This window comes from Sphingobacterium sp. GVS05A (genome assembly GCF_019969845.1).
Taxonomy (GTDB): Bacteria; Bacteroidota; Bacteroidia; order Sphingobacteriales; family Sphingobacteriaceae; genus Sphingobacterium.
In genome coordinates this window covers 93291-119991 of record NZ_JAHXYR010000008.1, presented here as the reverse complement: position 1 = coordinate 119991, position 26701 = coordinate 93291, and the positions used below count along the sequence as shown (strand labels likewise).

At 37.9% G+C, this 26701-nt stretch carries 29 protein-coding genes; 11 read left to right on the top strand and 18 right to left on the bottom strand.

What is annotated here, in order from left to right:
- Positions 1-142 precede the first annotated feature (142 nt).
- Positions 143-1447 carry a M20/M25/M40 family metallo-hydrolase gene (locus LC454_RS19430; protein ID WP_223584072.1) on the top strand — a complete coding sequence of 435 codons (1305 nt, stop codon included), beginning with the start codon at positions 143-145 and terminating at the stop codon, positions 1445-1447.
- On the opposite strand, the gene LC454_RS19425 is transcribed toward LC454_RS19430, so the two are convergent.
- The 8 genes from LC454_RS19425 to surE form a co-directional block, all read right to left on the bottom strand.
- Complete coding sequence (locus tag LC454_RS19425) at positions 1444-1944, bottom strand: GNAT family N-acetyltransferase (protein ID WP_223584071.1); 501 nt, start codon at positions 1942-1944, stop codon at positions 1444-1446. The two genes, LC454_RS19430 and LC454_RS19425, sit on opposite strands and share 4 nt — an antisense overlap.
- Positions 1941-2513: a thiamine diphosphokinase gene (locus LC454_RS19420; protein WP_223584070.1), complete on the bottom strand. Its 573-nt coding sequence runs from the start codon at positions 2511-2513 to the stop codon at positions 1941-1943. Before LC454_RS19420 ends, LC454_RS19425 begins: the two co-directional genes overlap by 4 nt.
- Before the next feature lie 9 nt (positions 2514-2522).
- Positions 2523-3713: a M20 family metallopeptidase gene (locus LC454_RS19415; protein WP_223584069.1), complete on the bottom strand. Its 1191-nt coding sequence runs from the start codon at positions 3711-3713 to the stop codon at positions 2523-2525.
- A gap of 13 nt (positions 3714-3726) precedes the next feature.
- Positions 3727-4185 (bottom strand): SPOR domain-containing protein, encoded by a 459-nt coding sequence (locus LC454_RS19410; RefSeq protein ID WP_120261266.1) that lies wholly within the window; start codon positions 4183-4185, stop codon positions 3727-3729.
- 20 nt (positions 4186-4205) lie between these two features.
- Complete coding sequence (gene secA, locus LC454_RS19405) at positions 4206-7493, bottom strand: preprotein translocase subunit SecA (RefSeq protein ID WP_223584068.1); 3288 nt, start codon at positions 7491-7493, stop codon at positions 4206-4208.
- A gap of 322 nt (positions 7494-7815) precedes the next feature.
- A complete protein-coding gene (locus LC454_RS19400; protein ID WP_223584067.1) occupies positions 7816-8685 on the bottom strand; it encodes a menaquinone biosynthesis family protein in 870 nt (289 codons plus the stop codon).
- A gap of 80 nt (positions 8686-8765) precedes the next feature.
- Positions 8766-9026 carry a hypothetical protein gene (locus LC454_RS19395; protein ID WP_223584066.1) on the bottom strand — a complete coding sequence of 87 codons (261 nt, stop codon included), beginning with the start codon at positions 9024-9026 and terminating at the stop codon, positions 8766-8768.
- Positions 9016-9825, bottom strand: a complete 810-nt coding sequence (surE, locus tag LC454_RS19390) for a 5'/3'-nucleotidase SurE (protein WP_223584065.1) — start codon at positions 9823-9825, stop codon at positions 9016-9018. Before surE ends, LC454_RS19395 begins: the two co-directional genes overlap by 11 nt.
- Positions 9826-9980: 155 nt before the next feature.
- Here surE and kduI point away from each other — a divergent pair, with 155 nt between their 5' ends.
- Genes kduI through LC454_RS19375 form a run of 3 tightly spaced genes read left to right on the top strand, consistent with a single transcriptional unit; the run spans position 9981 to position 12758 of the window.
- Positions 9981-10826, top strand: coding sequence for a 5-dehydro-4-deoxy-D-glucuronate isomerase (gene kduI / locus LC454_RS19385; RefSeq protein ID WP_223584064.1), 846 nt, complete (start codon positions 9981-9983; stop codon positions 10824-10826).
- Between the two features lie 34 nt (positions 10827-10860).
- Positions 10861-11988 (top strand): DUF4861 family protein, encoded by a 1128-nt coding sequence (locus LC454_RS19380; protein WP_223584063.1) that lies wholly within the window; start codon positions 10861-10863, stop codon positions 11986-11988.
- 5 nt (positions 11989-11993) lie between these two features.
- Positions 11994-12758 carry an SDR family NAD(P)-dependent oxidoreductase gene (locus LC454_RS19375; protein WP_223584266.1) on the top strand — a complete coding sequence of 255 codons (765 nt, stop codon included), beginning with the start codon at positions 11994-11996 and terminating at the stop codon, positions 12756-12758.
- Positions 12759-12785: 27 nt separating this feature from the next.
- On the opposite strand, the gene LC454_RS19370 is transcribed toward LC454_RS19375, so the two are convergent.
- The 10 genes from LC454_RS19370 to dnaN form a co-directional block, all read right to left on the bottom strand.
- Positions 12786-13628: a formylglycine-generating enzyme family protein gene (locus LC454_RS19370; protein WP_223584062.1), complete on the bottom strand. Its 843-nt coding sequence runs from the start codon at positions 13626-13628 to the stop codon at positions 12786-12788.
- Positions 13625-14395 (bottom strand): hypothetical protein, encoded by a 771-nt coding sequence (locus LC454_RS19365; RefSeq protein ID WP_223584061.1) that lies wholly within the window; start codon positions 14393-14395, stop codon positions 13625-13627. The genes LC454_RS19370 and LC454_RS19365 overlap by 4 nt, the downstream gene beginning before the upstream one ends.
- Positions 14385-15140 carry a hypothetical protein gene (locus tag LC454_RS19360; RefSeq protein ID WP_223584060.1) on the bottom strand — a complete coding sequence of 252 codons (756 nt, stop codon included), beginning with the start codon at positions 15138-15140 and terminating at the stop codon, positions 14385-14387. The genes LC454_RS19365 and LC454_RS19360 overlap by 11 nt, the downstream gene beginning before the upstream one ends.
- Positions 15141-15376: 236 nt before the next feature.
- Positions 15377-15952: a nicotinate (nicotinamide) nucleotide adenylyltransferase gene (gene nadD / locus LC454_RS19355; RefSeq protein WP_223584059.1), complete on the bottom strand. Its 576-nt coding sequence runs from the start codon at positions 15950-15952 to the stop codon at positions 15377-15379.
- A gap of 8 nt (positions 15953-15960) precedes the next feature.
- Positions 15961-16530: a guanylate kinase gene (gene gmk, locus LC454_RS19350; protein WP_120261277.1), complete on the bottom strand. Its 570-nt coding sequence runs from the start codon at positions 16528-16530 to the stop codon at positions 15961-15963.
- Positions 16531-16532: 2 nt separating this feature from the next.
- Positions 16533-17408, bottom strand: a complete 876-nt coding sequence (locus LC454_RS19345; protein ID WP_120261278.1) for a YicC/YloC family endoribonuclease — start codon at positions 17406-17408, stop codon at positions 16533-16535.
- Positions 17409-17501: 93 nt separating this feature from the next.
- Positions 17502-18074 carry a CAP domain-containing protein gene (locus LC454_RS19340; protein WP_223584058.1) on the bottom strand — a complete coding sequence of 191 codons (573 nt, stop codon included), beginning with the start codon at positions 18072-18074 and terminating at the stop codon, positions 17502-17504.
- Positions 18075-18117: 43 nt separating this feature from the next.
- Positions 18118-18765 carry a DedA family protein gene (locus LC454_RS19335; RefSeq protein ID WP_223584057.1) on the bottom strand — a complete coding sequence of 216 codons (648 nt, stop codon included), beginning with the start codon at positions 18763-18765 and terminating at the stop codon, positions 18118-18120.
- Positions 18766-18790: 25 nt separating this feature from the next.
- Positions 18791-19453 carry a DedA family protein gene (locus LC454_RS19330; RefSeq protein WP_120261281.1) on the bottom strand — a complete coding sequence of 221 codons (663 nt, stop codon included), beginning with the start codon at positions 19451-19453 and terminating at the stop codon, positions 18791-18793.
- A 14-nt stretch (positions 19454-19467) separates the two neighbouring features.
- Entirely contained in the window at positions 19468-20589 is a 1122-nt protein-coding gene (gene dnaN, locus LC454_RS19325; protein WP_104384747.1) for a DNA polymerase III subunit beta, read from the bottom strand.
- 209 nt (positions 20590-20798) lie between these two features.
- On the opposite strand from dnaN, the gene LC454_RS19320 reads away from it, so the two are divergent.
- From LC454_RS19320 to LC454_RS19290, 7 genes are all read left to right on the top strand, one after another.
- Positions 20799-21941, top strand: coding sequence for an ATP-binding protein (locus LC454_RS19320; protein ID WP_223584056.1), 1143 nt, complete (start codon positions 20799-20801; stop codon positions 21939-21941).
- A gap of 10 nt (positions 21942-21951) precedes the next feature.
- The gene (locus tag LC454_RS19315; protein ID WP_223584055.1) at positions 21952-23334 is read left to right on the top strand and encodes a stage 0 sporulation family protein; all 1383 of its coding nucleotides are present in this window, start codon (positions 21952-21954) and stop codon (positions 23332-23334) included.
- Positions 23335-23341: 7 nt separating this feature from the next.
- Positions 23342-23854 (top strand): gliding motility lipoprotein GldH, encoded by a 513-nt coding sequence (locus LC454_RS19310; RefSeq protein ID WP_223584054.1) that lies wholly within the window; start codon positions 23342-23344, stop codon positions 23852-23854.
- Positions 23854-24903, top strand: a complete 1050-nt coding sequence (gene lpxK / locus LC454_RS19305) for a tetraacyldisaccharide 4'-kinase (protein WP_223584053.1) — start codon at positions 23854-23856, stop codon at positions 24901-24903. The genes LC454_RS19310 and lpxK overlap by 1 nt, the downstream gene beginning before the upstream one ends.
- A gap of 81 nt (positions 24904-24984) precedes the next feature.
- Positions 24985-25353 carry a hypothetical protein gene (locus LC454_RS19300; protein WP_223584052.1) on the top strand — a complete coding sequence of 123 codons (369 nt, stop codon included), beginning with the start codon at positions 24985-24987 and terminating at the stop codon, positions 25351-25353.
- Between the two features lie 390 nt (positions 25354-25743).
- Entirely contained in the window at positions 25744-26130 is a 387-nt protein-coding gene (locus tag LC454_RS19295) for a hypothetical protein (protein ID WP_223584051.1), read from the top strand.
- A 70-nt stretch (positions 26131-26200) separates the two neighbouring features.
- A complete protein-coding gene (locus LC454_RS19290; RefSeq protein ID WP_223584050.1) occupies positions 26201-26608 on the top strand; it encodes a hypothetical protein in 408 nt (135 codons plus the stop codon).
- Positions 26609-26701 lie beyond the last annotated feature (93 nt).

Genomic DNA, 26701 nt, shown 5'->3' with positions numbered 1-26701 from the left:
TTTTCTCGGAACTCATTAACATCTTCCATTTCAACTTTCATGACCTTAGCATAAAGATGATATGGGTTTATGCTAAGGGACTACAAATTTACGCTAAAATTACAGGCGAAATCATTATCTTCATCCGAACATTACTAACTTTATGAAATCAGCACCTAAAATATTTTTAGCCTTATCGTTAATTGCGCTATCTTCCATGACATTTGGACAGCAAGTAATTTCCGAACAGCAACGTCAGGACGTGAGCCGTATCTTAAATACCTTGGCTTCAGATGATATGCGTGGAAGATCGGCTTTGACAAAAGACATCGAGCCTGCAGCAGATTTTATCGCCGGAGAAATGAAAAAAATAGGACTCAAACCTTATGCGGAAGAATCTTTCAGACAGTCATTCCAACTGGACAAACTCTCGCCAAAAAGCAATACTGCAACTATAAATAAAAAGACAATTCCTGCTGAGCATATCATATCGCTTGGGAACCATGTGGACCTCAAATGGGATGATAAGAGTCCCATTAAAATCGTTAATATTACATCGGATGCGGATTTCGCCCAAGCCTTTCGGGAACAGTCCCTATCCAAGGAAAATACGCTTGTACTAGTAGATCCATCCTTTGAAGCCTCTTTTGTTCGTTTTGGCCAAATGCTCAGCAATCCCAAGTTTATTGAAGATTCGAGTATACAAAAACCCTCAATAGTTTATCTGCTGACAAAAGAAAAACCAAAAACATTCCACATTCATATTGAACGGAACCTTCAAAACTTTCCACTTTTTAATGTTGCGGGAGTTATCCCCGGAAAAAGTAAACCAAATGAATATGTAATTTTCTCCGGCCATTATGACCATATCGGCATATTACCTGCTGTTGGACAGGACTCGATTGCCAATGGAGCAGATGACGATGCTTCGGGAGTAACAGCGATGTTGACACTTGCAGACTACTATAAAAAGAAAAACAACAATGAAAGGACGCTTATTTTTGTGGCATTTACAGCAGAAGAGCTCGGCATGTATGGTTCCAAATATTTTTCTAATCACATCAATGCAGATCAGGTCGTAGCAATGATCAACATGGAAATGATCGGAAAAGATTCAAAATTTGGTCCCAATACGGTCTATATAACAGGATATGATCAATCCGATTTAGGCAAATTAATGCAAGAAAACCTAAATAACACAACTTTCAAATTTTATTCAGATCCTTATATAAAGCAAAATTTATTCTATCGAAGTGATAATGCTGTGTTAGCCGCAAAAGGTGTTCCTGCGCATTCATTCTCGACTTCTCAAATGGATAAAGATGAGTATTACCACACAGTAAAGGATGAAGTAGCTACATTAAACGTTCAAAATATTATCTCCAGTATCGAAGCGATTGCAATTGGAGCTTCAGGTATTGTAGAAGGCAAGCAAACTCCTTCGCGTGTGGAAAAATTAAAAGACTAGGAAGACGCTGTACGATCTATTGCCAGCTGCATGACATAGTCATTGAGCACATAGTCATAATAGGGAATATCAACAGTTTCGGTAACCTGAAAACCCTGCTTTAAATAGAAATGGTAAGCAGGGTTATTTCTATTGACATTGAGTTCCAAAATATCCTTGCCTTTGACTTTCGCTTTTTCGATAGCAAAGTCAATCAATGCTTTCCCAAAACCTTTTCCCTGTACATTGGGCATCAAATAGAGCTTTTCAATACGAAGTTTATCTGCAAGAGTTTTCAATGCAACAAAACCTTGGCCAATACCGTCTTCCTTCAGAATATAAAAGAACTGTCCACCTACCATTCCTTCCGCTAAGCCCTCAATGGTATAGCTTTTCTCCAGCATAAAATCAATCTGGTCTTTTGAAAGTATTTCTCCATAAGCATCAGGCCATATAATATGTGCCATATTAGAAATGCTACGGATATCTGTCTGTTCGGCTAATTCTATTGTTATCATGAGATTGTCTCTCCTATTAAAATATATTTTGATTTCAAAAATCTGAGGGTAAATAAACCATCCGCCACTGTTTCATAAAGATCTTCACCAATTTTTCGAAGCCCCTCTGTCGTGATTTCTTCACTTTGGGAATCTATTTTTAGCTGTTCACCCCCTGTTTTCCATTTTGTAAAACCGGTAGTGACAAAATAGTAGCGTACCCCCTTAGCTAACAAGACCACATTAATCAGATCCAAATAGTGTTGATAGCGTGCAAGACCTATTTGATCCGTAATAATATTGACCGCCTTATACTGATGTTTAATGAGATAGCCAAGGGCTGATTGCAAAAAATTATCGATATATGGAATTACTTTTAAATTCTCCTGTGCTTGATTCGCTGGGGTCTGCGCAAAAACAATATCAAACTTGTACCCTCTAGCGTCCAATGGATCAACCATATTGTTTTCTATAACAATTGTTGGACTCCATTCAAGCAATTGCCCCAAATCTTCTTCGTCTATGAGAAAAAAGTCTTCAATCAGCAGAGCTGGCTCCTGGTTCTCACGAACGATATGATGTGATGACATACTAAAGATCTAATAGCCTAATCTGCGCAAAGTGATATACGCCATTAACCCTGTACTGATCTCCAACGAGGACTCGTCAACATCAAAGGTTGGTGTATGAACCGCAGAAGTTATTCCTTTCACTTTATTTCCTGTGCCCAGTCGGTAGAAACAAGCATTGATTTCTTGTGAGTAGTAGGAAAAATCTTCGGCAGCAGGCCAAAGATCTAAATCCACGACATTCTCTTTTCCAAGATATTCCTCCGCAAAAGCACGCGCACTCTTCGTCAGTTCAGGCTCATTGATCAAAAATGGATAGCCTTTGCGAACCTCAAAATCACAGGTAGCACCCATACTTTCAGCGATTCCGACAGCCATTTTTACCATCTTCTCATGTGCTTCAGCACGCCATTGCTCATCGAATGTGCGGAATGTACCCTCGAGATAAACCTGGTCAGGAATAATATTTGTTGCACCGTTAGCGATGATTTTGCCAAAAGACAAAACCGTCGGTGTACGCGGATCTGCAAAGCGGCTTGCTATCTGTTGTAAAGCTGTAATAATATGTGCTGTGATCACAATCGGATCAATATTCTGATGTGGATGTGCTCCGTGCCCTCCTCTTCCTTTAACGGTCATAAATAACTCGTCACAGGAAGCCATATATTTCCCTTCACGAAATCCGACTTTGCCGACTTCGATAAACGGCATTACATGTTGACCTACTATAGCAGAAGGTGCTGGATTTTGAAGTGCTCCTTCTTTGATCATAATGGATGCTCCTCCGGGTAAACGTTCTTCGCCTGGCTGAAAGATTAACTTTACTGTACCGCCAAATTCAGCTTTCAAGCTATGTAATATCTTCGCAGTTCCCAAAAGCGAGGATGTATGTACATCATGGCCACAAGCGTGCATGACGCCTGGGTTATTGGATCCATAAGGTCGTCCTTCGACTTCCTGAATAGGTAATGCATCCATATCCCCTCGCAATGCGATTACTTCATCTGAAGGGAGTTCACCTTTAATTAGAGCTACAATACCCGTATCTGCTTTTACTTCGTAAGGAATGCCTAATTGATCCAGCTGCGCCTTTACAAATGCCGAAGTATTATGCTCTTCAAAGGAAAGTTCAGGATTTTGATGAAGGTGTCTACGGTTAGCGACTGTATCTTCAAAATATTGATGGGCTAAGGCCAGGACTTTTTCTTTCGTACTTGCCATGAGGTTGTTTGATTTATTGATAGACAAAAACGCTTTCTGAAAATACGAAAACGTTACTAAAATATTGACGTAGCTCACGCATAAACGCATTTGCTTCGGAACGACTTCTAAAGTCGCCCACCTTCACACGATAATTGGGTTCATCATAGGTGATATAGGTATCAACGTCCTTATACATTCCCCGAAAACGAGTTTGCTCCGAAAAAGCTTGATTTCGACTAGATCCAGCAAAGATCTGTACGCGAAAGCCTCTCACTTTGACTCTTGTTGCAGCAGAACGTACAACTGGTTTCGAAGGAACCGTTGTGATTTTGCTTTCGACAGGATTGATTCCCATGGCAGCCCTAAAATTTTGAAGCTGTGTAATCAAAGAATCTTTGGTTACAATAACTCCACCCTTTTCTTGCGCTTTTACATTAACGATCGTAAATAGCACAAGTGCATGTATGAAAATCAATCCTCTCTTCAGCATAGTTTAACTTTTCTTATCGATTAGTTATTTGCGCCGTGGCAATTTTTATATTTTTTTCCTGAACCACAAGGACATTCGTCATTGCGTCCTACTGTATTCTCGTTACGAACAGGTTCTTTCGGTCCATCATTCACATCTTCTTCACTGACTCCTGTTGGTGAAACTAATTCTGCTTTTGTTTCAATCGTCTTTACAGGAGCTTGATTTACTTGTCTAGCCTGTAATGAAGTTGTTTCCTGTCCAGGAATCTCACCTTTGAAAATAAAGCTCACGACATCCTTGTTCATAGCAGCCAACATGGATTTGAACAAGTTAAAGGCTTCCATTTTATAGATAATAATCGGATCCTTTTGTTCATAAACAGCATTTTGAACAGATTGTTTTAGATCATCCATTTCACGTAAATGCTCTTTCCATGCTTCGTCGATCAATGCCAAGACAATTCCTTTTTCAAACGATTTGAAAACCTCTTTACCATTGGTCTCAATTGCTTTTTTCAGATTCGCTGAAACTTGGATACCGCGGATACCGTCTGTAAATGGAATAACGACATTTTCAACAATCTGACCACGTTCTGCATACACATTATTCAATACTGGAACAGTCAATGCACCAATAGCGTCAATTTTATGATGGTAAGCGTTAATTGCTTGCTCGAAAAGACGATCTGTCAATCCTTCAATCTTACCTTGTGCAAACTCTTCTGCAGTAATTTCCGGAGTAATCGCAAAAATACGGATTACTTCGATTTGGAAGTCTTCAAAATTACCTTGCTCTTTGGCTTCAGCAACAATCTCTTCAGCAACGTCAAAGATCATATTATTCAAATCCACGTCTAAACGTTCGCCGAACAACGCGTTTTTACGTTTTGAATAGATTACTGTACGTTGGGAGTTCATGACGTCATCGTATTCCAATAGACGTTTACGAATACCGAAGTTGTTCTCCTCAACCTTACGTTGTGCTCGCTCGATAGATTTGGTCAACATGCTATGTTGCATCACTTCGCCTTCTTCAACACCCATTTTTACCATGATATTGGAGATTCTTTCAGAAGCAAATAGACGCATTAAGTTATCTTCCAGGGAAACAAAGAATTGTGATGATCCTGGATCTCCTTGACGACCTGCACGACCACGTAACTGACGGTCAACACGGCGCGATTCATGACGCTCAGTACCAATAATCGCAAGACCACCTGCATTTTTAACAACCTCGGTCAATTTAATATCGGTACCACGACCAGCCATATTCGTAGCAATCGTTACTTGGCCCGGTTGACCAGCCTCTGCAACGATATCGGCCTCTTTCTGGTGCAACTTCGCATTCAAGACATTGTGTTTGATCTTCCGCAATTGAAGCATACGACTCAATAATTCGGAAATTTCTACCGATGTTGTACCAACCAATACAGGACGACCTTGTTCTGTCAGACGTTGGATTTCTTCCGCCACCGCATTGTATTTTTCACGTGCAGTACGATAAATAAAATCCTGTTGGTCATGACGTTGGATACCACGATTCGTAGGGATTTCAACAACATCCAATTTGTAGATTTCCCAAAGCTCTCCCGCTTCTGTCGAAGCTGTACCGGTCATCCCCGAAAGTTTGTGGTACATCCGGAAGTAGTTTTGTAATGTAATCGTCGCATAAGTCTGTGTAGCATCTTCGACTTTTACATTTTCTTTCGCTTCAATAGCTTGGTGTAAACCGTCCGAGTAACGACGACCATCCATAATACGGCCTGTTTGCTCATCGACAATTTTCACTTTACCCTCATCAACGATATATTCTACATCATTCTCGAATAAGGTATATGCTTTCAATAATTGATTGATCGAGTGGATACGATCAGCCTTAATAGAGTAATCGCGTAACATGTCTTCTTTCTGAGCGGCTTTTTCTTCCAAAGTCAACGAAGACTTTTCAATTTCCGCGATCTCAGTACCTACATCAGGTAAAATAAAGAATGAAGGATCCTCTCCTGTGGCTGTGATCAATTCAATACCTTTTTCAGTTAGTTCAACCTGATTGTTCTTCTCATCGATGACAAAATAAAGCTCAGCATCAACTTTAGGCATATTTTTATTTTGCTCTTGCATATAGTAGTTTTCTACTTTTTGCAAGATAGAACGATTAGCACCTTCACTCAAGAATTTGATTAAGGCTTTATTTTTAGGTAGACCTCTGTAAGCTCTTAATAAAGCTAGGCCACCACCTTCTACATCAGAATCACCTGCAGCCAATGCTTTTTTAGCATCATTTAATACGGTATTGATATAAGCTTTTTGGACATGTACCAAACGCTCAATACGTGGTTTCAATTGATAGAACTCATGTTGATCACCACGAGGGATTGGGCCTGAAATAATCAATGGTGTACGGGCATCGTCGATTAAAACCGAGTCAACCTCATCGACCATGGCAAAATGCAATTTACCTTGCACTAATGCATCAGGTGTCTGAACCATGTTATCACGTAAATAGTCGAAACCAAATTCGTTGTTGGTACCATATACGATATCCGATTGGTAAGCTTTACGGCGTTGTGGCGAGTTTGGTTGATGTTTATCGATACAATCTACGGATAAACCGTGGAATTCAAATAATGGAGCGTTCCATTCAGAGTCACGACGAGCAAGATAATCATTCACAGTCACGATATGCACCCCTTGTCCAGAAAGTGCGTTCAGATAGGTTGGCAAAGTTCCGACCAATGTCTTACCTTCACCCGTAGCCATCTCAGCAATCTTACCGCTATGTAATACAATACCACCGATCAACTGTACATCATAATGTACCATGTTCCAGGTTACCTCTGTACCAGCAGCCATCCATTTGTTTTTCCAAATGGCTTTATCACCATTGATAATAACGTTTGGCTTGTAGACAGCCAACTCTCTGTCAAAATCACTGGCAGTAACTTCTAATTCTTCGTTTTCTGTCAAACGTCTTGAAGTTTCCTTTACCACAGCAAATGCTTCTGGTAAAATATCCTTCAATACCTCTTCCAACTTCTTATCACGATCTTTCGACAATTTGTCTACTTGTTCATAAATAGAAGTCTTTTTAGCCATATCGTCCTCATCTTGATCCGCTTCTTTTTTAAGCGTATCTATTTCTTGGTCAATATCTGCAAGGTAATTTTTAATTCTTTCTTTGAAGTCAGCGGTCTTGGCACGTAACTCGTCATTGGTTAGATTTGAAAGTTTATCATATTCAGCTTTGATTTGCTCTACAACTGGCTGAATCCCCTTGATATCTCTTTCGGATTTACTTCCAAATAATTTACTTAAAAACTTTAACATAATTTTTTTTCTATCTCAACTAAAGATTTTGTACAATAATGACTCCAAAGTAAAATTGCAGACAATTTGACACTAATCGGGCAAATTTAGTTATTAGATATGATATCTAACAGCTTACCACTATTTTTTTTGCGTTATTTTTTTCTATCGGATTAGCTTCTTATTCTGCACGGTTCAATTTATCCTATTATCGGGTATCTCATATGCCCGGTATCCTGGTTATTTGCTCTCTAAACCCAAAATAGCCGCATTTGAAACCAAACTGGTAGACTTAATTCCTGCACAAGCGGCTTACTCATACGGCTACTAAATATCAGTGATGTTATGAAAGAAACAGTTTTTTATCCGAATGTGGGATAAAACCCATTTCTTGCGCTTTCTGAAACATCTTAGTAATTGCATTACGTCCTTCGACACCCAATTCAACGGAATATTTATTGACATACAGTTCAATATGCTTATACATCACCTCCTCACTCATCTCCTGCGCGTGACTACGGATAAACTCCAATCCGGACTTCGGATTTGCAAAAGCAAATTCAACACTTTCTTTTAAAATTCTATTAAGCGTGTCTTTCACATCTTTCGGCAACGAACGTTTTACGACAATACCACCAAGCGGAATCGGAAATTTTGTCGTATTTTCCCAATACTCTCCCAAATCGACCACTTTATACAGTCCTTTTTCTGCATAGGTAAACCGATTTTCATGAATAATCAGTCCCAAATCAATTGAACCATCTAATAGAGCACCCTCAATATCAGAAAAAACCAGCTCTATTTTATTGGTTAATTCCGGAAATGCTAGCCCCAACAGGAAATTTGCCGTTGTAAACTTCCCCGGATATCCCACCTTTAACTTATCGAATTCACCCAAACCGTCACCACTTTTTAGCTTCGCTTGGAGCACTTCGGCCAAAGTCGCATCTTTTGTGATCAGCATAGGCCCTACACCAAAGCCCAAAGCGCTACCTGCATCCAATAATTCATAGTCTTCAACGGCATAAGCAAAAGCATGATAGCTCAGTTTGGTAATGTCCAGATCTCCTTGAAATGCCTTCAAATTTAATGTCTCAACGTCCTGATATTCCACATCAAAATCCAAGCCTCTTGTATCAATTTTATGGTGAATCAAAGCATCAAAAATAAATGTATCATTTGGACAAGGAGAAAACCCCAATGTTAATTTCATCTTATTCCTCTTAAAAAATAAACAATAAAAACCTCGCAAATATCCTTCGCTGTATAGCTCGGGTATTTTTACATTTCGTTTTATACCGTCACTTTATGTGTAATTAAATATAATATCATGGACAAAAATGTCATGATGACAATTCCTTTCCCTACCTGATCATTACCTGAACGGTATGCAAACCTTAAGAAAATCAAATTGATCAAAACGGCAATGGTATACGTTGCCATTGGCTTCTCGGGCAGAAAATGAAGTTCGATGTCGGTGAAGCGTACCAATAAAAATGCTAGCAAGGGAAAAGCAATTCCTATGCCCGAGCCCACCCAAAGATTATTTTTCACCTTTGCCGTGTTTCGTCGTACCTTCCAAATGATCAAAACTCCATGAATTCAGTTCTGGGATAGCATGATGTGCAGTCATGTCGAATTGTGTAGGAACAACTGAAACATAGCCATTTGCTAACGCAAAACTATCCGTATCCTCTCCACGGTCTTGTAAGACAAACTTTCCTGTCGTCCAATAATAATCACGGTTATGTGGATCTATACGTTCATCAAATTCCTCTACCCAATGTCCTCCAGCCTGTCTGCAGATTTTAATCCCTTTAAATCCTTGTGTTTGTGGAAAGTTGACATTTAGCAGTGTATTTTTGGGTAAGCCATTGGCCAAAACTTGTTCCGTTATGGAAATCACATAAGGTCTACAGTAGTTAAAGTCTGCATCATGGGAAAAATTATCCAACGAAAAGCCAACAGAAGGTATTCCCTCGATAGCCCCTTCGACCGCAGCAGACATTGTCCCAGAGTATAACACGTTAATTGAATTGTTGAGCCCATGGTTAATACCGGACACACAGATATCCGGCTTCTGCCCCTTGAAGACTTTATTAACAGCAAGCTTGACACAGTCAACAGGTGTTCCAGAACATTGGTACATCTCAACTCCCTCATAGAGATTGATTTTATCCAATCGAAGTGGCCTACCAAGCGTAATCGCATGCCCCATACCCGATTGTGCCGAATCTGGTGCCACAACAACCACATTGCCAATTTTTTGCATTTCTTCTAACAACACCTTAATTCCCGGCGCTGTGATACCATCGTCATTAACAACTAAAATATTCGGTTTCTTCTTTACCATATACGAAGTTAGCAAATCTGAAAAATAAAAACCGCAAGAAAATTTGTCTTAATAGATCCTTTACATAAGTACGACATCGATTGCGTAAGATTGTATCGTTTTTGATAAATATTAGCCCTAAATTTAGCTTTCAAATAAAGAAAAATCATTCCGTTATGAGCATTAATTTTGAATCCCGCTATGCAATCGGGCCTAAAGAATACAAAACATTAGATACACAAGGATTAAGAGATAATTTTCTCATCGAAAAAGTTTTTGAAACTGATAAAGTTAACTTTGTCTACACACACTATGACCGTTACATGGCTGGTGGTGCAATGCCCGTAAATTCTAAAATTAAATTAGAAACAATCCCTGAATTATTAAAAGAACCTTACTTTCTCTCTAGAAGAGAATTGGGTATTATCAATGTCGGTGGCAATGGGCAGGTAGAGGTAGATGGAACATTGTATGAACTTAAAACCAAAGAAGCTCTCTATATCGGACAAGGCGCAAAAGATATCTATTTTTCAAGTCAAGAAAGTGCGAATCCGGCAAAGTTTTATTTAAACTCAACACCAGCGCACCAGAGTTATCCTACCAAAAAAGTCACTAAGGAAGATGCTAATAAAATAGAATTAGGATCTCTAGAGACAGCCAACCACCGTACCATCAACCAAATGTTATTGAATAAAGTTGTACAAACCTGTCAGTTACAAATGGGAATGACAGAGCTAAAGCCAGGATCCGTGTGGAATACGATGCCATCGCATACGCATGACCGTCGTATGGAGGTTTATTTTTACTTTGAATTACCAGAAGGTCAGGCTGTATCTCATTTTATGGGACCGATAGACGAAACACGTCATATCTGGATGCATAATGATCAGGCTGTCATTTCTCCGCCTTGGTCAATTCACTCAGGAGCTGGAACATCCAACTATACTTTTATCTGGGGTATGGCGGGCGAAAATCTCGACTACGATGATATGGATAAGTGCGCTATCACTGAGCTTAAGTAGTATTTAGATATCTTTTTCTTTAATCCATTATCAAATGAAAAGAACATTCATATTAAGTTTAACGCTGGGGCTTTCAAGCATCGCCTTTGCCCAAAACAATAAGACGATTACGGTTAAAAATCCTTCAGCTTTAGCTAGAACAGAGCTGATCAGTATTCCCTATGCAACGTTCGAAAAACATTTCGAATTGAAGAAAAATGTCTTTACGATTGTTGATAGCAAGGATAAAGCGGAACTGGCTTACCAATTGGAAAAGCTAGGACAGCCAACCCCTCAAAATGTACTGATACAAGTATCTATTGCGCCTAAAAGTGCTTTGACTTTTGGTGTAACTGGAAATAATCCAAAAACCGTTACTACCAAGACATTTGCGCGTTATGTCCCCGAACGTAAAGATGACTTTGCCTGGGAAAATGACATTGCTGCATTCAGAGCCTATGGAAAAGCATTAGAAGGGAGCTCTGAAGACGCCCAAGGATTTGATTTTTGGTCCAAAAGAACGAATGACCTTATTATTGACGAATGGTATAAAACAGGGGATTATCATGCCGATCATGGTAAAGGTTTGGATTACTATTCTGTGGGTCAAACACTAGGAGTAGGCGACGCAACTCCATTTATTGATCAACAGGTAGTCTATCACAAACATTATCGTCAATACGAAGTATTAGATAATGGTCCATTGCGGACTACGTTTAAGCTTATCTATGAGCCAGAAAATGTAAAGGGTCAAAATATACAAGTTGAAAAAACAGTCTCTCTGGACGCTGGAAGCCAACTGAACAAAATACGTTATGCAATCAAAAATACGACTTCAAGCAGCACCCCTGTAGTCGTTGGTCTTGCCAAGCGAAAAGAGGATAAACCTCAGCTCTTAAACGATACCAAAAATGGTATTTTGGCTTATTGGGAGCCTGCTGAGGGGGATAAAATCACTGGTACCGCCGTGATCTTGCCTAATAAAGTAAAATATGTATTTAAGGATAGTCCAAAACAGTTTTTATTGGCAACTACGGTCAAAAACAATAGTCCTTTGACCTATTTTGCTGGAGCAGCATTCAATAAAGCGGGAAAAATAACCAGTTTTGATCAATGGCAATCCTATATCAAAGAATTTAGAAATAAGTTAAATCAACCATTAACGATAAAATACTCAAAATAATGTCCATACTGCAATCTTTTGATTTGACCGGGAAGGTCGCTTTGGTAACTGGCTGTAAAAGAGGAATAGGTAAAGCTATAGCCGAAGCATTAGCGGAAGCTGGGGCAGATATCATTGGTGTTTCGGCATCGCTGGAGACAACAGGGTCCGTAGTAGAAAAATCCATCCAAGCATTAGGAAGGAATTTTTATGCTTACCAATGTGATTTTTCAAAAAGAACCGAGCTCTATCAGTTTATTGAAAAAGTAAAATCGGAGCATCCAACCATAGACATCCTTTTCAACAATGCCGGAAATATTCTGCGTAAACCAGCAGCTGAACATCCCGATGAGTACTGGGATGAAATTATCGAAATCAATCAAAATGCGCAATTCATCCTGACAAGGGAAATTGGAAAAGATATGATTTCACGTGGAACCGGAAAAATTGTATTCACGGCATCGTTATTGACTTTTCAAGGCGGTATCAACGTTCCTGGATATGCAGCCTCCAAAGGCGCAATTGGGTCATTGGTAAAGGCTTTTGCAAATGAATGGGCCTCCAAGGGAGTGAATATAAATGGTTTTGCTCCTGGTTATATTGCAACGGATAATACGGAAGCATTGAGAGACGATCCAGAACGTTCTAAATCTATCTTGGACCGTATACCTGCTGGACGCTGGGGAACGCCGGAAGACTTTAAAGGACCAGCGGTATTCCTTGCTTCAAAAGCAGCAGATTACGTACATGGTACCATCCTTACTGTCGATGGTGGCTGGATGGGAAGATAAAAAATCAACCTTTTAAGATTTTTTGTTTTAAAAGTCTTTATCCTTCGGGGTAAAGGCTTTTTTTACGATCCTAAATCCGAGATTGCTGAATGAGGCATTCGGGCTAACAGAACCAATATAGACTGTATTGAATGCCGAACAGCTATTTCTACTGCACCACCATGACCCTCCTCTTGCATGAGCCACATAACGCTCCCCATCTCTATTTAGCTTGCCCGAACAAAATTCAAATACATTACCAAATATATCATAAAGTCCCCATGGATTTGGTTTGAATGCCCCTACAGGGGAAGTATACATATAACCATCCGAATAGTCTGCTTTAAGGTGATCCCTGCTATGCCATATATTAGCATATTGACCTACATTTTCTTTATTCACCCCCTCAAAATAACGTCCATTACTGCCGGCTCGTGCAGCAACTTCCCACTCCTCAAAAGTAGGTAACCTGCAATCAGCCCAAGTGCAATAAGCCAATATGTCCTTAAAAGATATACAAGTGACAGGATGATCCATTTTGTCTACTATACCACCACGGCTTATTCCATTTGGGAAACGCCAATAAGCGGTGCTGTCTTGCAGCCACCTAAATTCCGCAAGCCCTGGCTCAAATACCATCGCATTATGATATCGTTCTGCCAAAGTCTGATAGCCCGTCGCCTGTACAAATTTTTCAAATTCGGCATTGGTCAGTTCGTATTGGGCGATCCAAAAAGGCTCTATATGTACTGTTCTTTTCGGATTGTCCATACTCATCGTATCCCCCAATTGATAATCTCCCTCAGGAATCAAAACATATCCCTTCTCCTGCCCTACTAATGATATATAGCTCAAGAGAAACAAGATCAATATGGATAATGCTTGTCTCACTGATTTTGATGTTTTTTATATAATGCTTGAGCAGATTCAACAATATACTCTTCGTTGGCACTTGAAAAATTTACCCAGCTATCCGAATGCGTATTTTCTCCATATAATTTGTTGTATATTTTAGACTTTTCAAATCCTACCAGATCTGATTTTTTTAATAACTGGAGCAAAGTGGTTAATATATCTTTGTCCTTTAGATTCTTTTGATAGAAACTGATCAAAAAGGGAATACTTTCCCAAGCGTCAATTTCTATTAATGCTGTTTTATAATTCAATCCGAGTGTATGGTTCTGGATCGCTTGATCTATGATCAGATCTATTATTCTTTTTTTATTTTTCTTCATAAAATGAAGCTGTCGTTCACTCCAAAAGACACCATTATAAACAAAAAGCAATTGCCCAAAGATTTTGTTCTGAGGATCGAATACAAACATTCGCTCCGCACATGCCTGACTGTAAATTTCAGGATAGACCATCGTATAAGTAAACTTCTCTTCAAAGCTCAGCTTATCAAAGTCGACTCTCGAAATTCCTGCGTTATAGTCTACCAATGCTCCATCCGGAAGACTTTTCAGTCGCTGTTCAACTAAGCCCTGAATCTTCTTGAGGCCAAAAGGTGGTATACTCGCTTTTTCCCGCATCACATAATAAGCTGAATCTTTTGACCGAGGTTCATTCCAGGCAACATCTTTATATTCCTGACCGAAGCTCGAATTGCTAATAAAGCCAAGCAAGAGCAGCCAGCAAGCCCATATTTTATTTACCATTTTTTTCATTGTAATACCCCATTGCTCTACGATATATTAGTTCTTCGTTTTCTTGATTATAATCCAAGTAGGAATAGTAATTACTTGTCTCGCCATATAACTTTTTGAAGGATGTAGACTTCATAAATTCGCTATACTCGCCACGTTTCATCAGTAACAACAGCAAAGTTAATGCATCCTTATCTTTAGGGGTTTTCTTTGCATATTCAATAATAAATGGAATCATTTGCCAGCCATTGATCTGTTCAATCGTTTCTTTGTAATTCACCCCCATTCGTTTGCTTCTCAAGACAGACTCTTGAATCAGTTTCATAACCGAATCTCTGTTTTCCCGCAAAAAATCAGTCTGTCTTTCTGACCACCAAGCTTCATTAAAACCACCAAGCAACTTACCAAATATTTTCTTGTCAATAGCTTTCTGGTTTTCCGGTATATCGCAATTCTGGGCATATACCTCCGCATGAATCATGGTATACGTAAATTTTTCGCGTAAACTTAAATTCTTAAAATCTGTTGCAGAAAGAGCAAGCACACTAGTCTCTCCCCCATCTTTATCCCCTACAGGAGATAATTTAGCAATCAAAGCTTTCACCTTTGCCAAACCATAAGGTGGTATTGTCATCTTTGTCCTGAATTCAATAGCCGCGGGATCCATGATATAATTATTTCCCTCCTCGTTTTCTGTCTGTGCAAAAGCCCAAGTCCAACTACCGAGGCAAATAAATAATAAAATTAAACTTCTCATAAAGTATACATAATGCTATTTAAAAGTAAAGAAATTATTCCTACCAAAAACAATTTCATTTGTTAAATCTAATACCATAAATTTTATTCCCTTCTGATCTATAAAGGTATCACTTTCGATATATCTACATCGTCCAAAGCCATGTGCTGCACAATTAGCTTTCTAACGACATAGAAAACAAAAATCCCCAGACTTCCTAAGAGATCCAGGGATTCACGTTGTATATTTTGCGGTCCTTATGAATAAAGGCCCTTTTTATCTATAAAATCAATAACTTTTTGCGGCGTAAAAAACTGAATATTCTTATTCTCTTTGATCGCTTTTCGCAGAAAAGTAGAAGAGAGTTCCATTAATGGTGTATCTGTCATGGTTATGGAAGGATGATCCTTTAGTTTTCCCCCATCATAACCTGGACGAGGGTATACATAAATATGATAATCGCGTAAAATAATCTCTGCATTCTTCCATTTTTCCAATGACTCTAAGATATCCTCCCCCATCAAAAGCACAAATTCTCTATTTGGATATTTTTCTTTTAGATATGTTAAGGTATCTATTGTATAAGACGGTACTGGTAAATGAAATTCAATATCACTCACGCGCAAATGTTCACAATCCTCCACTGCCAGATTTAACATCTCTAAACGATCGTAGGGATCCGCTAAGGTAGATTTTTTCTTAAATGGATTCTGTGGAGATACCACAAACCAAACTTCATCCAGTCCAGTAAAATTGGCCATGTAATTTGCTATAATCAAATGCCCAACATGCACCGGATTAAAAGAGCCAAAAAACAAACCAATTTTTTTCATTTAACCCCTTATTTATTGATGAAGCCCATTACAATTTCTTCTGCGTCGGCACAAGCTGTCGCGAGGTCAAAATTTTTCAAGATTACATCAAACTTATTCGCATAGGTTAGTTCCAATTCCGCTTTGGCAAATCTTTCCTGTAGTTTTTCCTCCGAATCTGTGCCACGTCCAGTTAGACGTTCTTTAAGTACTTCTAATGATGGTGGTTGCACAAATATAGAGATTGCCTGCTCTGGAAATTTAGATTTCAGACGTAATCCTCCGACGACATCAATATCGAAAATAACATTTTTACCCTCTTTCCAGATACGTTCGATTTCGGAACGCAAAGTACCATAAAATGTACCTGAATAGACCTCTTCAAATTCGATAAACTCTTGTTTGGCAACTTTATGCAAAAATTCTTCTTTGGACATAAAGTAGTAGTCTTTTCCATCGACTTCCTGTCCCCTTGGATCACGGGTACTCGCAGAAATAGAAAATTCTATTTTATCGCCATGTTTACTTAAAAGGTCTCTTACTATAGTTGTTTTTCCCGCGCCCGACGGTGCTGAGAAAATAATTAATTTACCGCTCATCCTTATAATACGTTGAGCAACTGCTCTTTTATTTTTTCTAATTCTTCCTTCATTCTAACCACAATCTGCTGTATACCTGCGTGATTAGCTTTAGATCCCAAAGTATTGATTTCACGGCCCATTTCTTGAGAGATAAAGCCTAATTTCTTACCATTTGAATCGTCAGAATCAAAGGCTTTTAGAAAGTAGTTACAGTGGGAACGCAACCTAACTTTCTCTTCAGTGACATCTAATTTATCTATATAGTAAACAAGCTCCTGTTCAAAACGATTCTGATCTACATTCTCTTTACCCACACTATCATTGAGAAATTGCTCTATACGTTGTCTGATCAAAGGGATACGTTCAACTTCAAGTGCTTCCACTTCGCCCAGGTAGGTCAAAATCATTTCAGCTCTCTTTTTTAGATCTTGAGCCAATACATTTCCTTCATCTTCACGGAATGTATTGAAATGTCTTACCGCATCATAAAAAGCATCCATCAATACGCTAGATTCTTCATCATCAACGGTATCGTCATTGTTGGTAACAACTTCAGGCATATTTAACGCCAATTCGAATAGATTGACATTCGTATCATTTAGCTCATTTGCGATCTGCTGCAATTGACCATAATATTTTTTTAGTAAATCAGCATTGATAGATGAAGCCTTGGCTGTTTGATCAGCATATTCTACGGTCACGTTCAGGTTAACTTTTCCGCGTTCAATAAGCTTACTGCATTCGGTGCGCAAGGTCAATTCTTTGTCCGAAACTACTTTAGGCAGACGAAGATTTAATTCAAGGAATTTTGAATTTAAGGACTTTATTTCGACACTATATTTGACTTTACCGTTCTCTTTGGAAGCCGTGCCATATCCTGTCATGGATTTTATCATATGCAAAGGTATGACTTTTCGAATAAAAGTTGAAGACGCAACATAGATTAATTGCTGACACTCCTCAAATTACCTCCAAATACGATAGTTTATTTACCAATCATGCTTTGCAATAATAACAACGAGATAGCTTTCATAAGGACTAGCTCCCTTACACTTCACATAACCAATCCCGATATCATATAGTGATCCGTTCCATTGATCCATACCCAATAAATGCGTACGATGATGATAACCTGGCGCTTCTCTTCCGATAATCAATGCTTTAATAGCATCGGTTGCACTAGCACGATTAGCGGCAATGGATTCAAAATTATTGGCGCTCCTTTTTTTTAGCCAAGACTGATTTAACTCGTATCCAGCTTCTTCGATAAAATAATTGGGTCCATAGCCTTCAGGAGAGACATGATCAAAATAAGACCGTTTGGCCATATCTTTAGCCCGATACTCTGCAACTTCGGCAAGCTGCTTGTTCCAATTAAGCTTTGTTCGGGTAACCTTTTGTAGATTGAATAGCTTTAATTCCTTTTTATATTTCTCGGGATTTGTTCGGATTTTATTCAACAGATCATAAGCTTCTTTTGCTTGGCGCCGATCGACAGAGACACGTTGCCCTGAAGCAAGCTGTGTGACAAATAAGGTAAATGCTAAAATGAAGTATTTCATATCAATCCTTTAACCTTAAAAGACTGACTTTAGTATTTAACGTTTAATCTTTTTTTGACCTTTTAACCGCTAAAAACTGTATCAACATGGGTATTAGGCTAATAAATATGATAGCTAATACAACTAGGGAAAAATTCTGCTTGAAAAAAGGAATCTGCCCAAAAAAGTAACCCGCTAGAATAAATAACGATACCCATAATATACCACCTGCTATATTGTATTTGCCAAAAATGCGGTATGGCATTTTGCCAATACCAGCTACAAAAGGGGCAAAGGTTCGGACGATAGGTACAAAACGAGCATAAACAATGGTTTTAGTACCATATTTTGCATAGAAATCTTGTGTTTTTTGAAGATAGGATGGTTTAAAAATTTTTGAGTCTGGTTTAAAAACTCGAATTCCAAAATATTTACCTATCTCATAATTCACAAAATCGCCAGAAATAGCCGCACATATTAGAATAAATAGGAAAAGTGACAGTGAAAGGTTGCTTTCTGGTCGGGCAATAATGGCTCCCAATGCAAATAATACTGAATCCCCCGGAAGGAATGGTGTAACCACAAATCCCGTTTCAGCAAAGATAATCATGAATAGAATGAAATAGGTCCATCCAGCATAGGTATTGACAATCTGCAACAGGTGTTGATCAATATGTAGGATAAAATCGACCAGCTGAGAAACAATCTCCATATTTGATAAATAAAAAAAGGGAGTCCTATTGAACTCCCTTTTTAGTTTTTATTTTTTCTTTTACCAACTCAAATATAATAGGCAGTACTGAAATAAAAATGATCAGTAGTACCACTTTCGAAAAGTTATCTCGAATAATTGGAATATTACCCAAAAAATAGCCGGCTAATGTAATGCCGCCCACCCACAACACAGCTCCTACTATATTGTAAGTAATGAAAGTACCATAATTCATCTTGCCAATACCACCAACAAATGGTGCTAAAGTACGTACAATGGGTACGAAACGAGCTATAACAATCGTTTTACTTCCATACTTTTCATAGAAAGCGTGTGTCTTGGCAATCTGTTCATCCTTGACAACCTGTTTTCCAAAAAGTTTGAATTTTGTCAATCGCATCCCAAAATGCTTTCCGATGGAATAGTTAAGAGAGTCGCCTGATATTGCAGCAATCAGCAGAATCAATATCATCAACCAAACATTCAATTCATTCGGTTGTGCAGCAAGCATTCCGCCAGCAAACAGCAAAGAATCTCCAGGTAAAAAAGGCATTACGACCACACCCGTTTCCACAAAAATGATAAGAAACAAAATAAGGTATGTCCATAATTGATAATCATTGACAATTTCAACCAAATGTTTATCAATATGGAGAATAAAGTCAATAAGATGTGTAATTATTTCCAAAACCGATAAGAAGATTAAGCGTTATTTAACATCACTGGCATAACCAACATCAAAATATCCTCATGATCTTCAGATGTCGCAGGAATCAATAAACCGGCACGGTTTGGTGTACTCATTTCGATAACAACCTCTTCGCTTTCAAGGTTATTTAGCATTTCAACCAAAAATTTCGCGTTAAATCCGATCTCCATATCATCTCCCTCAAATTGACAAGACAAACGCTCGTGTGCTTCGTTGGAGAAATCCAAATCTTCAGCAGAGATATTCAATTCGCTACCTGATATCTTCAATCGTACTTGATGTGTTGTCTTATTTGCGAAAATAACAACTCTTCTCAAAGTGTTTAAGAAAAGTAATCTATCAACCGTCAGCTTATTTGGATTGACCTGAGGAATTACCGCAGCATAGTCAGGGTAACGCTCGTCGATCAAACGACAGATCAGATTGATATTACCAAAACTAAAAAATGCATTAGTCTGATTATATTCGATAGATACTTTTGTATCATCTGATGGTAATGACGATTTTAATAAAGAAAGTGCTTTCTTAGGTAGAATAAGTGAAGCAGGTTTTTCAGCACTGATATCCGATCTTGTGTATCGTACCAATTTATGTGCATCTGTAGAAACAAAAGTCACATTTTTCTCAGCCAATTGCACTAAAACCCCAGACATCGCTGGTCTCAATTCATCGTTACTTACCGCAAAGATAGTCTTACTGATAGCCTCCGAAAGAACCGGAGCTGGCATTTCTATAATAGATCCGTTATCAATAGAAGGAATTTTAGGAAAATCATCTGCATTTTCTCCGCTCAATTTATATTTACCATCACCTGCACTGATTTCAATAGCCAATGTGTTCATGTCTACTGAAAAAGCAACGGGCTGATCTGGGAGAGTTTTTAGTGTTTCTATCAAAATCTTAGAAGGCATAGCTACTCTTCCTTCTTCTTTTGCTTCAATCTGCAAAGAAGTAACCATACTCGTCTGCAAATCCGTAGCAGAAATAGTCAAGTTATTGTCTTTTATTTCAAAAAGAAAGTTTTCCAATATCGGTAAAACAGTACTTGTACTAGATGCTCCATTGATAGCTTGTAACTGCTTTAATAAAATTGATGTTGATACAATGAATCTCATTTCCTAATTACTAATTATTATGTGCAATAATACACAAATTAATCAATATTTTTGAGATTTGTAAATGCCTTTCTTTCCACATACGAAGATTTATTGCACTTAAATAAGCGATTGTATTTCAATTAATAAGCACGCTTTCAAAAGTATAGAAAGCAAATTCACCCTGATAAATCACAATATTTATTACATTTGTATAATAGCAGTAGTGTATGCAGTTTAAAGATATCATTGGGCATAAAGACATCAAAGAACATCTTGTTCGTACGGTTCATGAAAACCGTGTGAGCCATGCGCAATTATTTCTAGGCCCTGAGGGCTCCGGAAGCCTTGCACTAGCTTATGCATATGCTCAGTTTTTAAACTGTGAAAATAAACAAACTACGGATAGTTGTGGCGAATGTGCCTCTTGCCGAAAATACGGCAAGCTGATTCATCCAGATTTGCACATGTCTTATCCTTTTATTGCCAAACACAAAGAAGATACAGCGACAGATTATGCTGAAAACTGGCGAAAGTCCTTTTTAACCAATCCCTATATGGGTTTGGAATACTGGCGAAATCAGTTGGATGCAGATAATAAACAGGTCAATATTAATATTGCTGAAGCACATGGTATCATAAAGAAATTGAGTCTTAAAGCTTTTGAAGCTGAATATAAAGTGTTGATCATGTGGTTGCCCGAATACTTGGATACCCAAGGCAACGCATTATTAAAATTGATTGAAGAACCGCCCGAAAAAACGCTATTTATTTTGGTTGCAGAGAATCAAGATAAAATTTTAAATACCATTATTTCTCGGACACAACTGGTCAAAATTAAGAAACTGGACCATACCGAAGTCTCACAGTATTTGAAGACTGCGCAACATCTTTCTGATCAGGAAGCATCTGAAATAGCTTTTATAGCTGATGGAAACTTACAGGAAGCGCTTAATCAACTCAATACACAGACCAATAATCATTTTGGTATTCTGGTAAACTGGCTGCGATTTATCGTATCGGACGCAGGAACAAACATGATTTCTTTAGTTGAAGAGGATTTGTCCAAAATGGGTCGCGAAAATCAAAAGAGCTTTCTTTTTTATGCGATCAACATGATGCGGCAGATTATTTTGATTAAGGAAGGGCTCTCCAGTCTCGTATTTTTACCTACCAAAGAATTGGATTTTGTCCAAAAATTTGCAGTACATTATAGCATAGAACAAATTGAAGAAACAATAAATCTATTTGAGGAAACGCATTATTTTGTAGAAAGAAATGCAAACCCTAAAATATTATTTTTAGATTTATCTTTGCAATTAACATTAATATACAAATACAAAACGTTTCCGAAAGGAACTCAATATATATAAATAGAAAACTATGGGATGTGGCAGTTGCTCATCCGGCGGAGGTTGCGGTACTACCACAGCAAGTGGTACACCAGCAGGATGTCAAAATAATGGCTCTTGCATGACTAGCGGATGTAATAAATTAGATGTATATGACTGGCTTTCCGATATGGATATGCCATCAAACTATAAACCATTCAATATCGTAGAAGTACGATTCAAAGGATCTCGAAAGGATTTCTTTATTAATGTAGACAACCTATACCTTGAAATGGGAGAAATGGTCGTTGTAGAGCCCTCAACAGGGGGATATGACGTTGGCCACGTTTCCTTGACGGGTGAATTGGTTCGATTGCAATTAAAAAAGAACAATGTTACCCCTGAATTGGTAACAAAAAAGATCTATCGGAAGCCAAATGAAGTGGATGTAGAAAAGTATAATGCAGCGAAAGATCTTGAATGGGAAACCATGCATAAAGCACGTAAACTTGCTTTGGATCTAGGCTTATTAATGAAAATTTCGGATGTAGACTATCAGGGAGATAAAACAAAAGCAACGTTCTATTATACTGCAGAGGGCCGTGTGGATTTTCGTGAATTGATCAAAAAAATGGCTGAAGCATTCCGTATACGGATTGAAATGCGCCAGATCGGTATGCGTCAGGAAGCGAGCCGTCTTGGCGGTATTGGATCGTGTGGACGTGAACTATGTTGTTCTACTTGGTTAACGGATTTTAAAACCGTTTCCACCTCTGCAGCCCGCTACCAAAATTTATCATTGAATACCTTAAAGCTAGCTGGACAATGCGGTAAGTTAAAATGCTGTCTCAATTATGAATTGGATAGTTATATGGACGCATTGAAAGATATTCCTAACAATATTGACCGTATTGAAACACTAAAAGGTGTGGCTTATCTCCAAAAAACCGATATCTTCAAAAAAATGATGTGGTTTTCTTTCCCAGGAGCAGAAAACTGGATTGCAATGTCAGTTCAACAAGTCAAAGAACTTGTCGAAATGAATAAGCAGGGTATTAAACCAGAAGCCATATCAAGCGCAATAGAAACCGAAGATATCCGAGAGGAAAAAATTATCAACTACGATTATGAAAATGTAGTCGGTCAAGATAGTTTAACACGTTTGGATGACCGCAACAAAAGAAAGAAAAAACGGAAAACCAAAAGCAATAATGCTAAACCGGAAAACAAAAGCGGCCAGAAAAGTGATAAGGCTGAACAAAATCCACCAAAACAGGTAGTGGCCAAACAGCAAAGCAATCCGGATAGTACAAATCCTGCAACAGCGAGCAAAGAGAATAAAGAGGGTCAAAATAATAAACCTAAAAAACGCTTTAATCGTCATAGAAATAAAAACAAAGGCAACAATAACAATCCTGCCTCAAAAACAGAATAAAACGAATATGCCTAATTTTAAAATGTTAGGCATATTCTATTTATATAGATTTAAAATGAAACTAAAGGCTTTTCTTTTTGGAATTTTATGTATTGGTTTATGGACATCCTGTGACCAAACTGCTATTATCAATGAAAATAAACCTATCGAAAATAAGACGTGGCTATATACCTCACATCCTAGTTTTCAATTCCACATTAGCGACAAGACAAAAAAATACGATGTACTTATAGATGTACGCCATACACCTGAATATGCTTTTTCTAATCTCTTTGTTTTGATTTACCAGCAGGGCCCAGATAAAAAAACAAATACCTTCCGTAAGGAAATTAAATTGGCAAAATCAGATGGAAAGTGGATTGGAAAATCATCAGGCAGTCTTTACAATCAGCAATCTATCATTCATCAAGATTACGTATTTCCAGATACAGGATTATATACGATATCCATTGAACAGAATATGCGAGATAATCCTTTGCAGGAAATTACAGATATTGGATTGACAGTAATACCAAAATAATGTGGACTTTCCTACGATATCTCCTTCTTCCCCTTTCCATTATTTTTGGATTAATCGTATGGTTAAGAAATCGACTATATGATTTCCATGTGCTACCAGCTCGATCTTTCCAGATTCCGACCATCGTTATTGGCAATTTAGCAGTTGGTGGTACCGGTAAGAGTCCCATGACCGAATTTGTTGTCTCCTATCTTAGTAGTAACTACAAGGTAGCTATCCTCAGCAGAGGTTATGGTCGAAAAACAAAAGGATTCCGGACTGTGCAAACAGATTCTTTAGCAACAGAAGTAGGCGATGAGCCATTGCAATTCAAAAACAAGCTTCCAAATATCACAGTAGCGGTATGTGAAGATCGTTGTACTGGAATAGAAAATCTTGAGACAGATCATCAGCTTATTATCTTGGATGATGCCTATCAACATCGAAAATTATCTCCTTTATTTAATATTCTTTTATTTGATTTCCGATCCTTTTCGCAACCTATGTTTGTATTTCCTGCTGGAAATTTCAGAGACCTACTCACTGAATCTAAACGAGCGCAAATCATAGTCATTACAAAATGTCCGCCTAATATTTCCAGTGAGGAAAAGATACGTATAGAAGAAAAGCTCCGTCGTTATAACAGCGAGGCCTTGATCGCATTTAGCCATATAGACTATTTTGAACCTGTTAATAGCGATGGGAGATCGATTGATATCGAAGATAAGGATATCATATTAGTGACTGGTATAGCCAGACCACAGCCATTACTAGATCATGTCAAGAAAAAAGCAAACGCTGTCAATCATATCTCTTTTGGAGATCACCATACATTTAACGACTCCGATATTGACCAAATCATAAAAGCATTCCAATCTCTAAATAGTAGCAATAAAATAGTATTAACCACTGAAAAAGATTATCAACGGCTAAAACCATATAAAGATCGTTTCGATACTATAGAACTCGTCTATTTACCGATAGGACTTAAATTTAATGATCCAGTACAAAGAGATCAATTTTGTAATATTATAAGTGATACAGTCGCATTAAGTGTTAATCAACCTTAAATTTTGTTAAGGGCTAATATTTTAGTAAACTTTTTCGTCAAATTTATATTCAAAAGGAAAGTAAACTTAAAATATAAAGCGATGAAAAAGAAAACTTTAATGGTAATAAGCGGCCTACTTTTGGTAACAACAGTAGCTTTTGCCCAGCAACGTCAACAACGGAGTCCCGAAGATCAAGCGAAGATGCGTGTGGAACATCTAGACAAACTACTTACACTTAATCAAGTGCAAAAAGATTCCATTTATAATCTTACATTAGGCCAAGCCCAACAGCGAGCGGCAATAAAAAGTGATGGCGGAGACCGCAAAGCCAATATGGAAAAGTATAAACAGCTCCAAGAAGCTCAGGCAACTAAAATAAAATCATGGCTCACTCCGGATCAAGTAAAACTATTCGATGAACAGCAAGAAAAAATGAAGGATAGAATGAAAAAACGTTCTGAAAACTAATTTTAATGGAAAAGGTCGATTATTTATCGACCTTTTTTATGAATTAACCTATGGCTAGCCAAAATAGTAGAGAGTGTACCTTTCTATAGCATATTAGACCTATAAAGCCTTATAATACCATTATTAGGTCTTTTAAGGCCATTTATTCTTCCAAGCAAGCATATTCTTTCTTCTATACCAAAAGCGATTCTCCGCGCTTTATTTAAAACAAAACAATCATTATCTATTATATCTTGCTCCTAAAAACACATACACAGCTGATAATAAATAAGATACACAAACATGTAGCGTTAAAACTTTGTTAAAGTAACATGCTTGATACAATATAAATCAGCTTTATTAGTTTTTATATCAAGACATCATAGTTGTAACTTTTTAAATACAATAGATATGAAAAAGCTAATTTTAACAGGTATAGGATTGTGTTTGGCACTTAGCCTAACATTTGCTCAACAGGCTACACCTGAGGAAACCGCTGCAAAAGCTACTACCGAACTGGTACAAAAGCTGAATCTGAATGATGAACAGAAAACTGCTGTATCCTCCATTCTATTGGATCAAGCAAAAGCAGAAGAAACGATTCTAAAAGACAGCTCTTCCACTGCTGCTGCGAAAGGCGAAACCCTAAATAAACTTCAAACAGAAGTAGACAGCAAGGTGAGTCAATTACTGACAGAAGATCAAAAAACTATTTATCAGAAGGTAATTGCCGAACGGCCAGCAAAAGCTGTCCCTACACCTACTGAACCTTCTAAAACAGAATCCAGTGCTAATTAACAGTTTATTGGAATCATTAAAAACAGACGTTAATAAATTCATTGAATAATTTCATTTAAAATTAAACATCATGAAAAAGTTATTTTTAACCGGTATAGGTTTTTTCCTAGCGATGAGCCTAATATTTGCACAGCAAACCAGCCCAGAAGAAAATGCAACTAAAGTTGTGACTGAATTGGTAACAAAGCTTACACTGAATGATGAACAAAAAACAGCTGTATCACCAATTGTATTGGATCAAGAAAAAGCGATAGCAGCTGTTATCCAAGATACTACAACAACAGCTGATGTAAAAAAAGAGAGTATTACGAAGCTTCAAGGTGAATCAGATAGCAAGATCGCTCTACTATTGACCGATGAGCAGAAAGTGGCCTTTAAAAAATACATTGAGGAGCGACCTGCAGTAAATATTCCTTCCACTCCGGCACCAACAGAACAAAAGGAAAATAACAACGAAAACAGCAATCAACAACAATAATCATTCTATTAAATTTAAGAAGAATGTATTAAACCTCTGGATATGCTTAGGCATATTCAGAGGTTTTTTTATTACTTCACCATATATGAGTAC

Excerpts from the sequence above, each read along its gene's own strand:
- LC454_RS19430 (WP_223584072.1), top strand. The coding sequence starts at position 143 with ATGAAATCAGCACCTAAAATATTTTTAGCCTTATCGTTAATTGCGCTA.
- LC454_RS19425 (WP_223584071.1), bottom strand. The coding sequence starts at position 1,944 with ATGATAACAATAGAATTAGCCGAACAGACAGATATCCGTAGCATTTCT.
- LC454_RS19420 (WP_223584070.1), bottom strand. The coding sequence starts at position 2,513 with ATGTCATCACATCATATCGTTCGTGAGAACCAGGAGCCAGCTCTGCTG.
- LC454_RS19415 (WP_223584069.1), bottom strand. The coding sequence starts at position 3,713 with ATGGCAAGTACGAAAGAAAAAGTCCTGGCCTTAGCCCATCAATATTTT.
- LC454_RS19410 (WP_120261266.1), bottom strand. The coding sequence starts at position 4,185 with ATGCTGAAGAGAGGATTGATTTTCATACATGCACTTGTGCTATTTACG.
- secA (WP_223584068.1), bottom strand. The coding sequence starts at position 7,493 with ATGTTAAAGTTTTTAAGTAAATTATTTGGAAGTAAATCCGAAAGAGAT.
- LC454_RS19400 (WP_223584067.1), bottom strand. The coding sequence starts at position 8,685 with ATGAAATTAACATTGGGGTTTTCTCCTTGTCCAAATGATACATTTATT.
- surE (WP_223584065.1), bottom strand. The coding sequence starts at position 9,825 with ATGGTAAAGAAGAAACCGAATATTTTAGTTGTTAATGACGATGGTATC.
- kduI (WP_223584064.1), top strand. The coding sequence starts at position 9,981 with ATGAGCATTAATTTTGAATCCCGCTATGCAATCGGGCCTAAAGAATAC.
- LC454_RS19380 (WP_223584063.1), top strand. The coding sequence starts at position 10,861 with ATGAAAAGAACATTCATATTAAGTTTAACGCTGGGGCTTTCAAGCATC.
- LC454_RS19365 (WP_223584061.1), bottom strand. The coding sequence starts at position 14,395 with ATGGTAAATAAAATATGGGCTTGCTGGCTGCTCTTGCTTGGCTTTATT.
- LC454_RS19360 (WP_223584060.1), bottom strand. The coding sequence starts at position 15,140 with ATGAGAAGTTTAATTTTATTATTTATTTGCCTCGGTAGTTGGACTTGG.
- nadD (WP_223584059.1), bottom strand. The coding sequence starts at position 15,952 with ATGAAAAAAATTGGTTTGTTTTTTGGCTCTTTTAATCCGGTGCATGTT.
- gmk (WP_120261277.1), bottom strand. The coding sequence starts at position 16,530 with ATGAGCGGTAAATTAATTATTTTCTCAGCACCGTCGGGCGCGGGAAAA.
- LC454_RS19345 (WP_120261278.1), bottom strand. The coding sequence starts at position 17,408 with ATGATAAAATCCATGACAGGATATGGCACGGCTTCCAAAGAGAACGGT.
- LC454_RS19340 (WP_223584058.1), bottom strand. The coding sequence starts at position 18,074 with ATGAAATACTTCATTTTAGCATTTACCTTATTTGTCACACAGCTTGCT.
- LC454_RS19335 (WP_223584057.1), bottom strand. The coding sequence starts at position 18,765 with ATGGAGATTGTTTCTCAGCTGGTCGATTTTATCCTACATATTGATCAA.
- dnaN (WP_104384747.1), bottom strand. The coding sequence starts at position 20,589 with ATGAGATTCATTGTATCAACATCAATTTTATTAAAGCAGTTACAAGCT.
- LC454_RS19320 (WP_223584056.1), top strand. The coding sequence starts at position 20,799 with ATGCAGTTTAAAGATATCATTGGGCATAAAGACATCAAAGAACATCTT.
- LC454_RS19315 (WP_223584055.1), top strand. The coding sequence starts at position 21,952 with ATGGGATGTGGCAGTTGCTCATCCGGCGGAGGTTGCGGTACTACCACA.
- LC454_RS19310 (WP_223584054.1), top strand. The coding sequence starts at position 23,342 with ATGCCTAATTTTAAAATGTTAGGCATATTCTATTTATATAGATTTAAA.
- lpxK (WP_223584053.1), top strand. The coding sequence starts at position 23,854 with ATGTGGACTTTCCTACGATATCTCCTTCTTCCCCTTTCCATTATTTTT.
- LC454_RS19300 (WP_223584052.1), top strand. The coding sequence starts at position 24,985 with ATGAAAAAGAAAACTTTAATGGTAATAAGCGGCCTACTTTTGGTAACA.
- LC454_RS19295 (WP_223584051.1), top strand. The coding sequence starts at position 25,744 with ATGAAAAAGCTAATTTTAACAGGTATAGGATTGTGTTTGGCACTTAGC.
- LC454_RS19290 (WP_223584050.1), top strand. The coding sequence starts at position 26,201 with ATGAAAAAGTTATTTTTAACCGGTATAGGTTTTTTCCTAGCGATGAGC.